This is a genomic window from Streptomyces sp. NBC_01233 (assembly GCF_035989305.1).
Classification (GTDB): domain Bacteria; phylum Actinomycetota; class Actinomycetes; order Streptomycetales; family Streptomycetaceae; genus Streptomyces.
The window spans coordinates 3758533-3772239 of sequence record NZ_CP108514.1; the positions used below are offsets into that span (position 1 = coordinate 3758533).

Genomic DNA, 13707 nt, shown 5'->3' on the forward strand with positions numbered 1-13707 from the left:
TGGGGCAGGGCCCCAGCAGCGGCGCCGCGCCGGTCGATACGCAGCGACCCCGGCCCGTGACCGCATACCCCGCGGGAGCGACCGGCATCACACCCCCCAGCCGGTGACCTCGACCGTACGGGGCGGTAACTTCGCATGCGGTCCCGCAACGACGCACCCCTTGGAGTCCCGATGCCCGAAGCCGTCATCGTTTCCACCGCCCGCTCCCCCATCGGGCGCGCCGGCAAGGGGTCCCTCAAGGACGTCCGCCCGGACGACCTGACCGCGACGATCATCCAGGCCGCCCTCGCCAAGATCCCCGAGCTGGACCCGCGCCAGATCGACGACCTGATGCTCGGCTGCGGCCTTCCCGGCGGCGAGCAGGGTCACAACCTGGCCCGCATCGTGGCCGTGCAGATGGGCATGGACTACCTGCCGGGCACCACGATCACCCGCTACTGCTCCTCCTCCCTGCAGACCTCCCGCATGGCGCTGCACGCCATCAAGGCGGGCGAGGGCGACGTCTTCATCTCCGCGGGCGTCGAGACGGTCTCCCGGTTCGCGAAGGGCTCCTCGGACGGCCTGCCGGACACGCACAACCCGCTCTTCGGCGATGCGGAGACCCGTACGGCCGCCGTCGCGCAGAGCGAAGGCTCCTCCTGGCGCGACCCGCGCGAGGACGGTCTGATCCCCGACGCGTACATCTCGATGGGGCAGACCGCCGAGAACCTGGCCCGCCTCAAGGGCGTGACCCGCCAGGACATGGACGAGTTCGGCGTGCGCTCGCAGAACCTCGCCGAAGAGGCCATCAAGAACGGCTTCTGGGCCCGCGAGATCACCCCGGTCACCACCCCGGACGGCACGGTCGTCTCGACCGACGACGGTCCGCGTGCCGGCGTGACCCTGGAGGGCGTGCAGGGCCTCAAGCCCGTCTTCCGCCCCGACGGCCTGGTCACGGCCGCCAACTGCTGCCCGCTCAACGACGGCGCCGCGGCGCTGGTCATCATGAGCGACACCAAGGCCCGTGAGCTGGGTCTGACCCCGCTGGCCCGGATCGTCTCCACCGGCGTCACCGCCCTCTCCCCCGAGATCATGGGCCTGGGCCCGGTCGAGGCGTCGAAGCAGGCCCTGAAGCGGGCCGGCCTGACGGTCGGCGACATCGACCTCTTCGAGATCAACGAGGCCTTCGCGGCCCAGGTCATCCCGTCGTACCGCGACCTGGAGATCCCCCTCGACAAGCTGAACGTCAACGGCGGGGCCATCGCCGTCGGTCACCCCTTCGGGATGACCGGTGCCCGGATCACCGGCACTCTGATCAACGGCCTGCAGTTCCACGACAAGCAGTTCGGCCTCGAGACGATGTGCGTCGGCGGCGGGCAGGGCATGGCCCTGGTCATCGAGCGCCTGAGCTAAACCTGCTGGTTCGAACCGATCCAGAGCGAACTGATCAAGAGTGGACCCCAGGCGCCGCAAGGGATCCGGCCGGATCCCTTGCGGCGTACTGACACCGGATCTAATCCCTTCGCGGCCGACCCGTGACCGAATCTCCCCCAGGATGTGACCTATCTCCTGGGGGATTGGCATGTGCGCAGGTCAGCGGCGGTACGAGTGGTGCGGATGTGACCAAAGCCCTGTCCAATTCGTGACGTAATGCACTGCACGCCATTCCCAGGTCGGGACACTCTGATGTAGGAAGTCGGGGGATCGAATCACCTCAGGAGTTAGTCAGTGAGCGCCATGTCTCTTGCCCTGCTGCTGACCACGGCCGCTGCCGCGGCCGTGGGCGCTGCTGCGCTGCACGCCGTCCACGGTCTGCGCAAGCAGGTCACCGCCCTGCGCACTGAGCTGGCTGCGCCGGTCCACCACCGCGGTGCGACCGTCCCGCACGCCCGCAGCGCCGTGGAGTCCCCCGCCGCGGAGATACGAGCCGCCGTGGCCGAAGCCCTCGCCGAGGAGCGCGAGCGCGAGCTGGCCGAGGCGCGCGCCTTCTGGGCCGCGCAGGAGGCCCGTGACGCCGCCGACGCCCCGTCGCTGCTGGGCGGCCTGGCCGGGCTCGGCGAGGACAGCCCCGTCTTCCTGCCCCGGCAGGCCGACATGGTGGGCCTGGAGCCCGTCCTGGGCGAGGACGCCCTCGACGAGCTCCCCGGCTACCCCGAGGATTCGGCCGAGCTGGCCGCCGCCCGCCGGCGCCACCCCTCGCACCCCGACTTCGTACCGGTCCAGGCCTCGCACCCCGGCGCGGACCACGAGCGCACCGTCAACCGCCTGGAGGAGCTCGCGGAGGCCCGTACGGCCCTCGCGGACGTCCGCCCCGGCCCGCTGGGCACGCTCGACGTGTACGTCTTCACCGACGGCACGACGCTGTGCATGACCCCCGGGCACCGGGAGACCGCGGAGCGCCTCGCCGAGGCCCTGCGTTCGGGCACCGCCCCGGTCCTGCTCGGCGGCTCGGGCATCTCCGGCGCCTACGCGCTGACCTTCTCCTGCGGTGACTCCGAGGACCCCGACAGCAACGTCTACATCCTCGCGGACCGCGTCATCGCATCGCTCTGATCTCCGCCTGCTCCACCAGCCCCACGGCCTCGTCCAGCATCTCGGACGGGGCCGTCGCGCCGTCCGGGGCGTCGGCGGCGGCGCGCAGCGCCTCGGCGAGGTCCAGGCCGGCCACCGCCACCTGGTCCCCGACGACGAAGATGCCCGCGTCCGGCAGCTCCCGCGGCGGCTGCCCGGGCGTCTCCAGCTGCTGCGCCCGTACGGAGAGCTCGCGGGCCAGCTCCAGGGCCGCGGCGGCGGCTCCCTGCTGCAGGCGGCTCTGCGGCGCGGCCCGCAGCCGGTCGGCGAAACGTTCCACGACGGCGGTCAGGGGCGAAGTATCAAGCACCCGGCCGACCTTACGCGCCGCCCGGGCACCATTGCCAACGGGCGAACTCTCCGGCACGGTGGCGTGAAGAGAACAGCACGGCGATACCTCCGGAGGCGCCCATGTCCGTAGAGTTCTCCGAGCAGACACACCGCAACATGATCGACAGAATCCCCCAGACCACCGGTCGTGAGGTCTCCGACTGGCTCCGCGCCGTCGACGAAGGCCCCTCACTCGTCCGGTTCGAGGAGAAGGTCAGCTGGCTCCGCGGCGCGCACGAGCTGTCGTACGGCCAGGCCAAGGCGATCATCCACGAGTACGACCTGCGCAGAGCCGCGCGCCGGTTCGGCTGAACCCCTCCCCCGACCCCCGTACCCCCTGAACGCGGGAAGGCCCCGCGAGCCGTGTGCTCGCAGGGCCTTCCCCGTGCTGCGGGTACCGCGCGCAGGCCGTGGCGGCCTGCGGGTCCTGCTAGTCGTCGCCCGAGAGGATCGAGAAGATGCGCAGCATCTCCACGTAGATCCACACCAGGGTCATGGTGAGGGCGAACGCCGCCAGCCAGGCTTCCTCGCGCGGGGCGCCGTAGGTGATGCCGTCCTCGACCTGCTTGAAGTCCAGGGCGAGGAAGCAGGCGCCGAGGATGACGCCGATGGCACCGAACAGCAGGCCGAGGCCGCCGCTGCGGAAGCCGAGGCCGTCACCGCCGCCGAACACCGCGAAGAGCGTGTTCGTGAGCATCAGGAGGATGAAGCCCAGGGCCGCAGCCATCACGAAGCCGTAGAAGCGGCGGGTGACGCGGATCCAGCCCATCTTGTACCCGAGGAGCACGGCGGCGAAGACGCACATCGTGCCCATCACGGCCTGGACGACCACACCGGCGCCCAGCCAGGTGCTGACGGCGGCGCTGATGACCCCGAGGAAGACGCCCTCGAAGGCCGCGTAGGCCAGGATCAGGCCCGGGGAGGGCTTGCGCTTGAAGGACTGGATCATCGCGAAGACGAACGCGACCAGCATCGCGCCGATGGCGATGCCGTACGACTTGTTGACGTTGGCGGCGTCGACGGGCAGGAAGACCCAGGAGAGGGTCGCCGTCACGATGAGCGTGCCGAGCGTCATGGCCGTACGGCTCACGACGTCGTCCATGGTCATCGCGTTGGCGCGCGCCGGCGCCTGCGGCATACCCGTGGCCGGGTCGGTCGCGTACGGGTTCGTCGCGTACGGGTTGGTCCCGGCCTGCTGGTGCTGCGGCGCTTCAACGCCCGCGTAGCCACCGTTGTCGCGGCTGAACCCCCGTCGCGAGAAGACCGGGTTACTGCTCCTCATCTCACTCCTCCGTGGCCGCCGAGCGCGGCCTTGCAACAAGAGTAATGTGCTCGCAAAGAAAGCACCCTACTGCTGGAGGAGGATCTTAGAAGAAGGCAGGGCGAAGCGCAGGGGATAAAGGCGCGAGCCTCGCGAGAGCTGCGGAGTGCCCGGAGCCGGACTTGAACCGGCACGGCCCGAAGGCCAGCGAGGTTTAAGCTCGCCGTGTCTGCATTCCACCATCCGGGCAGGGCGTGGCGGCCCCCGTGGAAAAAGCCTTTCGACGCTTGATCCGAGCCTATCCGGAACGCCGTCGCCGCTGACCGGCCGTCAATCCGATGTTGTCTGATTTTATTGGCGCTTGAGGGATCGTCAGGCCCGAGAATGCACGGTCGGCCCGTTCTGGGCGCCGATCACCACGTGTACGGGATTGACGGGATTTCGACGGCCCGCGCCACCCCGCGCGCCACCCTGCCCGCCACCCCGGGACACCGCCCCTCCGATCAGGGCTCCTGTCATACCAGAGGAGGAGGCGCACACCCCCTCCGTCAGACTCCAGTGGGCCGGGAAACAAGCTCGGCGGCTGATCCGGAGCGGGGGTACCCGCGGCGAGGATGGAACCGTCCCCGCACCGCAGATCGAGGAGCCGTCCCGTGACCACCATGAACTACGCCCCGCACACCGCCCAGGCCGTGGCCGCCCGCGCCACCGGCCTCTCCAAGGTGTACGGCCAGGGCGAGACCCAGGTGGTCGCCCTGGACAACGTCTCCGTGGACTTCGCGCAGGGACAGTTCACCGCGATCATGGGCCCCTCGGGCTCCGGCAAGTCCACGCTGATGCACTGCGTCGCCGGCCTGGACACCTTCTCCGCCGGCTCCGTCCGGATCGGCGACACCGAGTTGGGCAGCCTCAAGGACAAGCAGCTCACCCAGCTGCGCCGGGACAAGATCGGCTTCATCTTCCAGGCCTTCAACCTGCTCCCGACCCTGACGGCCCTGGAGAACATCACGCTCCCCATGGACATCGCCGGCCGCAAGGCCGACAAGCAGTGGCTGGACAACGTGATCAGCATGGTCGGCCTCTCCGAGCGCCTCTCCCACCGCCCCACCCAGCTCTCCGGCGGCCAGCAGCAGCGCGTGGCCGTCGCCCGCGCCCTGGCCTCCCGCCCCGAGATCATCTTCGGCGACGAGCCCACCGGAAACCTGGACTCCCGCTCCGGCGCCGAGGTACTCGGCTTCCTGCGCAACTCGGTGCGCGAGCTCGGCCAGACCGTCGTGATGGTCACCCACGACCCGGTCGCCGCCTCCTACGCGGACCGCGTCATCTTCCTGGCCGACGGCCGGATCGTCGACGAGATGTACGGGCCCACCGCCGACGGCGTGCTCGACCGCATGAAGGCCTTCGACGCCAAGGGCCGCACCAGCTGACCCGGGATCTCCCTCCCCGGCCCTCCTCCAGACTTCCAGCCCCAGGACTGAGATCCCCCATGTTCCGTACCGCCCTGCGCAACGTCCTCGCGCACAAGGCCAGGCTGCTGATGACGGTGCTCGCCGTCACCCTCGGCGTCGCCTTCGTCTCCGGCACCCTCGTCTTCACCGACACCCTCAAGAAGTCCCTCTCCGGCCAGAGCGCCAAGGACTACGAGGGAGTCGCCGTCTCCGTCACCTCGTACGGCCAAGGCCGCGACGAGAACGGACAGAAGGAGGGCGAGCCCGGCCTCAGCCAGCAGACCCTCGACAAGGTCAAGGCGCTCCCGGGCGTCGACTCCGTCTCCGGCCGCGTCTCCGGCTTCGCCGGCGTGGGTGACGAGAACGGCAAGCTGATCGGCTCCGGCTGGTCCAACAAGGGCGGCAACTACACCCCCGTCAAGGACGGCAAGGACCCGCGCTACGCCTTCATACAGGGCGCGGGCCCGGCCAAGGCCGACGAGGTCGCGCTCGACAAGGCCACCGCCGACGCGGGCAAGTACCAGGTCGGCGACAAGGTCCGCGTGGCCACCAACGGCCCGGTCAAGGAGTACTCCCTCGCCGGCGTCTTCACGACCGAGGACGGCGCCGTCCAGGCCGGCGGCAGCCTGGTGCTCTTCGACACCAAGGTCGCCCAGGAGCTCTACCTCAAGCCCGGCTACTTCCAGGAGCTGTCGGTCGGCGCCAAGGACGGCACCTCCGCCGACAAGCTGCTCGCCGACATCAAGCCGCTCATCGACGAGCACACCAAGGCGCAGACCGGCGCGGCGCTCGCCGAGGAGCAGGCCAAGCAGATCGAGAAGGGCCTCGGCCAGATGGGCACCATGCTGCTCGTCTTCGCCGGCATCTCGCTCTTCGTCGGCATCTTCCTGATCTACAACACCTTCACCATGCTGGTCACCCAGCGCACCAAGGAGCTGGCCCTGCTGCGCGCCGTCGGCGCCAACCGCGGTCAGGTTATGCGCTCGGTGCTGGCCGAGGCCCTGGTCGTCGGCGTCGTGTCCGCCGTCATCGGCCTGATCAGCGGTGTCGGCCTGGCGGTCGCCATGCGCTCCGCGATCGGTTCCTTCGGTGCCAAGCTGCCGGGCGGCGACCTCGTGATCGCCCCGGGCACCGTCATCGCGGCCCTGGTCATCGGCGTCCTCGTCACCACCCTCGCCGCCCTGCTGCCGGCCTGGCGCACCGGCCGGATCGCCCCGGTCGCCGCCATGGGCAGCGCCCACCTGCCGGCCACCGCGAAGTCCCTGGTCGTGCGCAACGTCCTCGGCTCGATCATCAGCGTCCTCGGCATCGGCCTCGTCCTGCTCGGCGTGTCCTCGGGCGGCGACTCCGGCCGCATGACCATCGGCGCGGGCGCCTTCTTCATGCTCATCGGCATGATCGTGCTGCTGCCGCTGCTCTCCAAGCCGGTCATCGGGGCCGTCCGCCCGCTGCTGCAGAAGGTGTTCGGGGTCCCCGGCAAGCTGGCCTCCCAGAACGCCGTCCGCAACCCGCGCCGCACCGCCGTCACCGCCGCCTCCCTCGCGATCGGCCTGACCCTGGTCACGACCCTGTCGGTGCTCGGCATCACGGTGGGCAAGGTCGTCGACCGCATGAGCACCGAGAAGCTCAAGGCGGACTACCGGGTCTCCATGGCCGGCGACGTGGGCGGCCTCGACAAGTCGGTGGCCGAGACCCTGGCCAAGGCCCCCGGGATCAAGGCCGTCTCCCCGCAGACCGCCGGCTACTTCATGGTCGGCGAGAGCTTCCGGTCGGCCTCCGGCGTCAACCCCGCCACCATCGGCCAGCTGCTCAACGTGGAGGTCCTCAGCGGTTCGCTCGACAGCCTAGGCAGGGGTGAGCTGGCGGTCGCCGAGAAGACGGCCAAGGACCAGAAGCTCAGCGTCGGCTCCACGCTCCAGGTCCAGTACGAGGACGGGGAGAAGGGCTCCCTGAAGGTCGGCGCGGTCTACACGGACATGGAGGGCCTGCTCTCCCCGTACGTCATCGACGACAAGATCCTCAGCCCGCACAGCGAGGAGCCGTACATCCGCGAGGTGTACGTCAACGTCGACGGCGGGGCGTCCAAGGCCGGCCAGCAGAAGGTCGTCGACGCCCTGGGCAAGAACCCGGCCATCAACGTCGCCACCCGGCAGGACATGCGCAACGAGATGGGCGGCATGATCAACACGATGCTGAACATCATGTACGGCCTGCTCGGCATGGCACTGATCATCTCGGTGCTCGGTGTCGTCAACACCCTGGCCATGTCCGTCTTCGAACGGACCCAGGAGATCGGCATGCTGCGGGCGATCGGCCTCGACCGCAGCCGGGTCAAGAACATGATCCGCCTGGAGGCCGTGGTGATCTCCCTCTTCGGAGCGGTCCTGGGCGTCGCCATCGGCGTCTTCCTCGCCTGGGCGGTCGGCACCACGCTGGCCAAGGCCATGCCCAGCTACGAGCTGGTCCTCCCGTGGGACCGGATCGGCATCTTCCTCCTGCTGGCCGCCGTGGTCGGCGTGCTGGCCGCCATGTGGCCGGCCCGCAGCGCCGCCCGCCTGAACATGCTGACCGCCATCAAGACCGAGTAACGGGACGCGGGACGGCGGGGGGACAGGGCCCCGGGGCGACAAGCCCCGGGGCCCTGTCCCGTTGTGCGCATACGTTTCCGCTACGCCCTCTTGCCCTGCACCCCCCAGGTGCGCAGCCGCAGCGGCAGCCCGGACTTGCCGGCGGGCGAGGGCTTCACGGCGAGCACCTGGTTGACCCCGAGCCGGCCGTGCTCGAAGCCGAGCGCGCAGGCCGCCATGTAGAGCTGCCAGACCCGGGCCCGGCCCGGCGAGGTGAGCCGTACCGCCTCGTCCCAGTGCTCCTCCAGCCGCGCCACCCAGGCCCGCAGGGTCAGCGCGTAGTGCTCGCGCAGCCCCTCCACGTCGCGGACCTCGAAGCCGGCCCGCTCCAGCTCGCCCACGGTGGTGCCGAGCGGGGAGAGCTCGCCGTCGGGGAAGACGTAGGCGTCGATGAACTCGTCGATCCGGTACACCTCTTCGTCGGGCTCCGGCGGGCGGGCGATCTGGTGGTTCAGCAGCCGCCCGCCGGGGCGCAGCAGGGCGTGCAGGGTGCGGGCGTACTCCCGGTAGCGGTCGGCGCCGACGTGTTCGGCCATCCCGATGGAGGAAATCGCGTCGTACGGGCCGTCCTTGACGTCCCGGTAGTCCTGGATGCGCAGCTCGACGAGATCGGCCAGGCCCTCCTCGGCGACCCGCTTGCGGCCGTACGCGGCCTGCTCCCGCGAAAGGGTGACGCCGGTGACCCGGACCCCGTACTCGCGGGCGGCGTGCAGCGCCATGGAGCCCCAGCCGCAGCCGACGTCGAGGAGGCTGCCGCCGGGCTGCAGGGCGAGCTTGCGGCAGACCAGGTCGAGCTTGTCCCGCTGGGCCTGCTCCAGGGTGGAGCCGGGGCTCCAGTAGGCGCAGGAGTACACCATCGAGGGGCCGAGCACCCGCTCGTAGAAGTCGTTGCCGACGTCGTAGTGGTGACTGATGGCCTGGCGGTCGCGGCCCTTGCTGTGGCGCGGCCCGCCGCGCCGGGCCGCCTCCTCGGCGGGGGGCGGGGGCGGCGGCAGCGGTCCGGCGAGCGCGATCAGCTCCCGTATGGCGGCCCGCCGCGCCGGGTCCCGGAGCAGCCGGGCGGCTTCCGGCACGGCGAGCGGGCGGGCCGGTCCGACGCGCCGGGCGAGGCCCCCCAGGGCCGCGAGCGGCCCGCTGCGGCCGGCGGGGGGCGGCGGACCGTCCTGCGGGGGCCGTTCCCAAAGGACCCCCGCCACGTGGTCCAGCAGGGCGAACAGGTCGCCCTCGACGGTCAGTTCCCCCGCCACCCACGCGCGGGCCAGGCCCAGCTCGCCGGGCTTCCACAGCACCCGCCGCAGGGCGCGGCGGTCGTGGACGACGAGCACGGGGCCGGTGGGCGGACCGGCCTCGCTGCCGTCCCAGGCCCGGACGCGCACCGGCAGCGGGGCACCCAGCAGGGTCTCGGCAACAGCGGCCAGCCGCGGCGCGGCGTCGGTCATGGCGCACCTCCACAAAAGCTCCGACCCCTCCGTCTACCCATCCCGGGGCCCGAGTACGCCGAAGGGGCCGCCCGCACCACGGATGGCGGGCGGCCCCTTCGGGGACGTGCAGGTACTGCTCAGGGTCCTGCCGGCTGGCGCCGGGTCAGGAAGCCTTGGCCTTCTGGGCCGTGGCGGCCGGAGCCGGGGCGGGCTTGGCGGCCTCGTAGAACTCCTCGCGCGGGGTCTCGAGAGCACCCAGCGAGACGACCTCGCGCTTGAGGAACATGGCGAGGGTCCAGTCGGCGAAGACGCGGATCTTGCGGTTCCAGGTCGGCATGGCCATGCCGTGGTAGCCACGGTGCATGTACCAGGCGAGCCGGCCCTTGAGCTTGATCTTCGTCTTGCCCATGACGATCATCGCGACGCCCTTGTGGAGGCCGAGGCCCGCCACCGCACCCTTGTTGGAGTGCGAGTACTCGGCCTGCGGGAAGCCCCGCATGCCCGAGATGACGTTGTCGCCGAGGACCTTGGCCTGGCGCAGCGCGTGCTGGGCGTTCGGCGGGCACCAGGCGTTCTCGACGCCGGCCTTGCGGGCGGCGACGTCCGGAACCTGGGCGTTGTCGCCGGCGGTCCAGATGTAGTCCGTGCCCGTGACCTGGAGGGTCGGCTGGGCGTCCACGTGGCCGCGGGGGCCCAGCGGCAGGCCGTAGCGGGCCAGCACCGGGTTCGGCTTGACGCCGGCGGTCCAGACGATGGTGTTGGAGTCGACCTCGAGGCCGTTCTTCAGCACCACGCGGCCGTCCACGCAGGAGTCCATGGAGGTGTTGAGGTAGATCTCGATGCCGCGGGACTCGAGGTGCTCCTTGCCCCAGGTGCCGAGCTTGGGCCCGACCTCGGGAAGGATCTTGTCGGCCGCGTCGACCAGGATGAAGCGCATGTCCTCGCGCTTGATCGTGGAGTAGTACTTCGCGGCGTCGCGGGCCATGTCCTCGACCTCGCCGATGGTCTCCGCACCGGCGAAGCCGCCGCCGACGAAGACGAAGGTGAGGGCCTTGCGGCGGACGTTCTCGTCCGTCGTGGACTCGGCCTTGTCGAGCTGCTCGAGGACGTGGTTGCGCAGACCGATGCCCTCTTCGACGCCCTTCATGCCGATGCCCTGTTCGGCGAGGCCGGGGATCGGGAAGGTGCGGGAGACGGCGCCGAGCGCGATCACCAGGTAGTCGAAGGGCAGCTCGTACGCCTCGCCGACCAGCGGCGTGACGACGGCGACCTTGCGGTCCTGGTCGATGCTGGTGACCCGGCCGGTGAGAACCTCTGCCTTGGGCAGCACGCGTCGCAGCGGGACGACGACGTGCCGAGGCGAGATGCTGCCTGCGGCCACTTCAGGGAGGAAGGGCTGGTAGGTCATGTACGAGCGCGGGTCGACGACCGTGACGGTCGCCTCGCCGTAGCGCATCTTCTTCATGATGCGCTTGGCTGCGTACAGGCCTACATACCCACCTCCTACAACGAGGATCCTGGGACGCTCCGTGGTGCTCATGGAACGAGTATCCAGCACCCAAAGGGGTGCCGCTCGTGAGCCCCTTCACAAGGAGTCGGGGGGCCTCTGCTACACTCCGCCGCCCACGTGACGGACGTCATGGCGCGCAACGGGAACCACCGTGTAACGGGAGTCGTTGTTCACCCGTCCTGAACTGGCCTCCAAGGCTTCAACCGGACTGGACCACCGGGGTTCGTCGGTACCTCTGACACGGAACCCGCAGCGTCCGCCGATCGCACGAACACACGCAGAAAAGGACCTGAGGGCCTCCGGAAGGACCCAAACGGCCCTTCCATCGACCCCGCAGACCCCTTTTCCTTGTGAAGAACTTCACGAAGTTGATGTGGATCACGGGTCCGAAGACCCCTCAACCCCTGGTTCGAAGGTCGTTCAGGCGATGGACCAGGCGATTCCGTCGAGGATGTCGTGCTCGGACACGATGACCTCGGTGGCGCCGGTCCTTTCCATGATCGCCAGGAGGACCAGCACGCCGGCGCCGATCACGTCCACCCGGCCCGGATGCATCACGGGGATCGCCGCGCGCTCGGCGTGCGTCGCCGTCAGCATCCGTTCGCTGACCTCGCGGACCTGCTCGTAGGAGATCCGCGAGTGGTGGATCTCCGAGGAGAGGTACTCCGGCAGGCCGAGGACGATCCCGGCGACCGTGGTCACCGAGCCGGCCAGGCCCACCAGGGTGCGCGCCTCGGCCAGCGGGACCGTCTCGGCCGCCAGGTCGAGGGCGGTCTCGATGTCGGCCCGCATGGCGGCGATCTGTTCCGGGTCCGGCGGGTCGGTGACGACCCCGTCCACCACCAGGTGACGCTCGGTCATCCGGACGCAGCCCACGTCCACCGAGCGGGCGGCGCGCACGTGGTCCTCGCCGACCACGAACTCGGTCGAGCCGCCGCCGATGTCCACCACCAGGAACGGCCGCTCCAGGTGGTCGTGCGCCACGAGTTCCCTGGTGGCGCCGGTGAAGGAGAACTCGGCCTCCTGGTCGCCGGAGATCACCTCGGGCTCGACGCCCAGGATGTCCAGGACCCCCTGGACGAACTCGTCGCGGTTCTCGGCGTCCCGGGAGGCGGAGGTGGCCACGAAGCGCACCCGCTCCGCGCCGAGTTCCTTGATGACCGCCGCGTACTCGCGGCAGGCCGCGAAGGTGCGCTCCAGCGCCTCCGGGGCGAGGCGCCCGGTCCGGTCCACGCCCTGGCCGAGGCGGACGATGGTCATCCGCCGGTCCAGCTCGACCAGCTCACCGGTGGCCGGGTCGCAGTCCGCGACGAGGAGCCGGATGGAGTTCGTACCGCAGTCGATGCCGGCGACCCGGGTCACCGGGACTCCTCGTCCTTCTTCTCGCCGCACGGGGTGACGCACGCGCCCTTGGCCCACCACTCCGGCAGCATCGCCAGGGCCTCGTCGCCGAACGGGTTCACGCCCGGGCCCGCGGCCAGGGAGTGCCCGACCAGCACGTGCAGGCACTTCACCCGGTCGGGCATCCCGCCGGCGCTCGGGAATCCCTGGAGCACCTCGATGGCGTCGCGGCGCCGGATGTAGTCCTCGTGCGCGGCCTGGTAGGCGGCGGCGAGTTCCGGGTCCTCGGCGAGCCGGGCCTGCATCTCCTTCATCACGCCGTTGGCCTCCAGCGTGCCGATCGCGGAGGCCGCGCGCGGGCACGTCAGGTAGTACAGCGTCGGGAAGGGGGTGCCGTCGGGGAGCCGCGGGGCGGTCTCCACCACGTCCGGCTGCCCGCAGGGGCAGCGGTGCGCGATGGCGCGCAGCCCGCGCGGCGGGCGGCCGAGCTGCTGCTCGAACGCCTCGATGTCCGCGTCGGTCGGCTCGGTCCGGTCGGTCTGGGGCGGGGGCGTCTGCATGCCTGGAGGAAGTCTCTTCGTTCTCGTGGATGGGTGCTGCGGTGCTGGGGTGCCGGCGCGCCGGCGCGCCGGGGTGCGCTTCAGTCGCCGGGCCGGTCGGCCTTGTCGACGCCGTCCCAGACGTTCGAGTACCACGGCCGGTCGGAGCCGGCCTGGCCCGTCCGGTGCGGTTCCGGGGGCTGGGCCCCGGGGTCGCTCATGATGTAGCCGATCTCCCCTGGGCGCAGGAAGTGCAGGTGCCTGCGCGCCTGCTGCTCCGCGTAGGCGTCGTCCTGCCAGCGGGCCTTCTCGTCGCGCAGCCGCTCCAGGCGGACCCGCGCGGTGGCGGCCGCCCGCTGCTGCTCCGCGATCTCCGTGCGCTGGGAGACGTACTGGCGCATCGGATACGCGAGGGCGACGACCAGGGTACAGAGGACGAGCACCAGGAGCGCGGCCCGGCCGGTGAGCCGGCTGCGGCGGACCTGCCGGCGCGACTGCGAGCGGTAGACGTGGGCGGCGGTCCGCTCACCGAGCTGCTTGAGCCTGGTCGCGGTGGAGAAGGTGGAGAACCGATCCCGGTTCCCGGCCATTGGTCCGCCTCCCCTGTGTACGCACTACGCAAATACGTCCCCGCACACGGTACGGGACCGAGTGCGGGGACGTACGGAGGCCAGCCCCTC

Annotated in this window: 12 protein-coding genes and 1 tRNA gene; 5 read left to right on the top strand and 8 right to left on the bottom strand. The window is 70.7% G+C overall.

Features of this window, described 5'->3' with window-relative positions:
* Positions 1-171 precede the first annotated feature (171 nt).
* Both OG332_RS17545 and OG332_RS17550 read left to right on the top strand, forming a co-directional pair.
* The gene (locus OG332_RS17545) at positions 172-1392 is read left to right on the top strand and encodes an acetyl-CoA C-acetyltransferase (RefSeq protein ID WP_327414361.1); all 1221 of its coding nucleotides are present in this window, start codon (positions 172-174) and stop codon (positions 1390-1392) included.
* Positions 1393-1716: 324 nt separating this feature from the next.
* Complete coding sequence (locus OG332_RS17550) at positions 1717-2532, top strand: hypothetical protein (RefSeq protein WP_327419269.1); 816 nt, start codon at positions 1717-1719, stop codon at positions 2530-2532.
* Here the strand turns inward: OG332_RS17550 and OG332_RS17555 are convergent.
* A complete protein-coding gene (locus OG332_RS17555; RefSeq protein WP_327414362.1) occupies positions 2516-2860 on the bottom strand; it encodes a hypothetical protein in 345 nt (114 codons plus the stop codon). The genes OG332_RS17550 and OG332_RS17555 overlap by 17 nt on opposite strands.
* Positions 2861-2961: 101 nt before the next feature.
* Here OG332_RS17555 and OG332_RS17560 point away from each other — a divergent pair, with 101 nt between their 5' ends.
* Positions 2962-3192 carry a DUF4287 domain-containing protein gene (locus OG332_RS17560; RefSeq protein ID WP_319721871.1) on the top strand — a complete coding sequence of 77 codons (231 nt, stop codon included), beginning with the start codon at positions 2962-2964 and terminating at the stop codon, positions 3190-3192.
* A 118-nt stretch (positions 3193-3310) separates the two neighbouring features.
* On the opposite strand, the gene OG332_RS17565 is transcribed toward OG332_RS17560, so the two are convergent.
* A complete protein-coding gene (locus tag OG332_RS17565; RefSeq protein ID WP_327414363.1) occupies positions 3311-4162 on the bottom strand; it encodes a Bax inhibitor-1/YccA family protein in 852 nt (283 codons plus the stop codon).
* Positions 4163-4308: 146 nt separating this feature from the next.
* Positions 4309-4390 (bottom strand) — tRNA-Leu (locus OG332_RS17570).
* Positions 4391-4803: 413 nt separating this feature from the next.
* Between OG332_RS17570 and OG332_RS17575 the strand changes: the two genes are divergently transcribed.
* Both OG332_RS17575 and OG332_RS17580 read left to right on the top strand, forming a co-directional pair.
* Positions 4804-5568, top strand: a complete 765-nt coding sequence (locus OG332_RS17575) for an ABC transporter ATP-binding protein (protein ID WP_327419270.1) — start codon at positions 4804-4806, stop codon at positions 5566-5568.
* Positions 5569-5627: 59 nt separating this feature from the next.
* Complete coding sequence (locus tag OG332_RS17580) at positions 5628-8177, top strand: ABC transporter permease (RefSeq protein WP_327414364.1); 2550 nt, start codon at positions 5628-5630, stop codon at positions 8175-8177.
* 80 nt (positions 8178-8257) lie between these two features.
* Here OG332_RS17580 and OG332_RS17585 read toward each other — a convergent pair whose 3' ends face one another.
* The 5 genes from OG332_RS17585 to OG332_RS17605 form a co-directional block, all read right to left on the bottom strand.
* On the bottom strand, positions 8258-9655 hold the full coding sequence (locus OG332_RS17585; protein ID WP_327414365.1) for a cyclopropane-fatty-acyl-phospholipid synthase family protein: 1398 nt from the start codon (positions 9653-9655) through the stop codon (positions 8258-8260).
* Positions 9656-9800: 145 nt separating this feature from the next.
* Complete coding sequence (locus OG332_RS17590; RefSeq protein WP_327414366.1) at positions 9801-11177, bottom strand: NAD(P)/FAD-dependent oxidoreductase; 1377 nt, start codon at positions 11175-11177, stop codon at positions 9801-9803.
* 390 nt (positions 11178-11567) lie between these two features.
* Entirely contained in the window at positions 11568-12509 is a 942-nt protein-coding gene (locus tag OG332_RS17595) for a Ppx/GppA phosphatase family protein (RefSeq protein ID WP_327414367.1), read from the bottom strand.
* Positions 12506-13048 (bottom strand): DUF501 domain-containing protein, encoded by a 543-nt coding sequence (locus OG332_RS17600; protein ID WP_327414368.1) that lies wholly within the window; start codon positions 13046-13048, stop codon positions 12506-12508. Before OG332_RS17600 ends, OG332_RS17595 begins: the two co-directional genes overlap by 4 nt.
* A gap of 80 nt (positions 13049-13128) precedes the next feature.
* A complete protein-coding gene (locus OG332_RS17605; protein WP_327414369.1) occupies positions 13129-13617 on the bottom strand; it encodes an FtsB family cell division protein in 489 nt (162 codons plus the stop codon).
* Between the last annotated feature and the right edge of the window lie 90 nt (positions 13618-13707).

What these genes read in the sequence shown, in the direction of transcription:
- OG332_RS17600 (WP_327414368.1), bottom strand. Translation starts at nt 13,048, where the DNA reads ATGCAGACGCCCCCGCCCCAGACCGACCGGACCGAGCCGACCGACGCG.
- OG332_RS17565 (WP_327414363.1), bottom strand. Translation starts at nt 4,162, where the DNA reads ATGAGGAGCAGTAACCCGGTCTTCTCGCGACGGGGGTTCAGCCGCGAC.
- OG332_RS17580 (WP_327414364.1), top strand. Translation starts at nt 5,628, where the DNA reads ATGTTCCGTACCGCCCTGCGCAACGTCCTCGCGCACAAGGCCAGGCTG.
- OG332_RS17550 (WP_327419269.1), top strand. Translation starts at nt 1,717, where the DNA reads ATGTCTCTTGCCCTGCTGCTGACCACGGCCGCTGCCGCGGCCGTGGGC.
- OG332_RS17545 (WP_327414361.1), top strand. Translation starts at nt 172, where the DNA reads ATGCCCGAAGCCGTCATCGTTTCCACCGCCCGCTCCCCCATCGGGCGC.
- OG332_RS17590 (WP_327414366.1), bottom strand. Translation starts at nt 11,177, where the DNA reads ATGAGCACCACGGAGCGTCCCAGGATCCTCGTTGTAGGAGGTGGGTAT.
- OG332_RS17575 (WP_327419270.1), top strand. Translation starts at nt 4,804, where the DNA reads ATGAACTACGCCCCGCACACCGCCCAGGCCGTGGCCGCCCGCGCCACC.
- OG332_RS17585 (WP_327414365.1), bottom strand. Translation starts at nt 9,655, where the DNA reads ATGACCGACGCCGCGCCGCGGCTGGCCGCTGTTGCCGAGACCCTGCTG.
- OG332_RS17605 (WP_327414369.1), bottom strand. Translation starts at nt 13,617, where the DNA reads ATGGCCGGGAACCGGGATCGGTTCTCCACCTTCTCCACCGCGACCAGG.
- OG332_RS17560 (WP_319721871.1), top strand. Translation starts at nt 2,962, where the DNA reads ATGTCCGTAGAGTTCTCCGAGCAGACACACCGCAACATGATCGACAGA.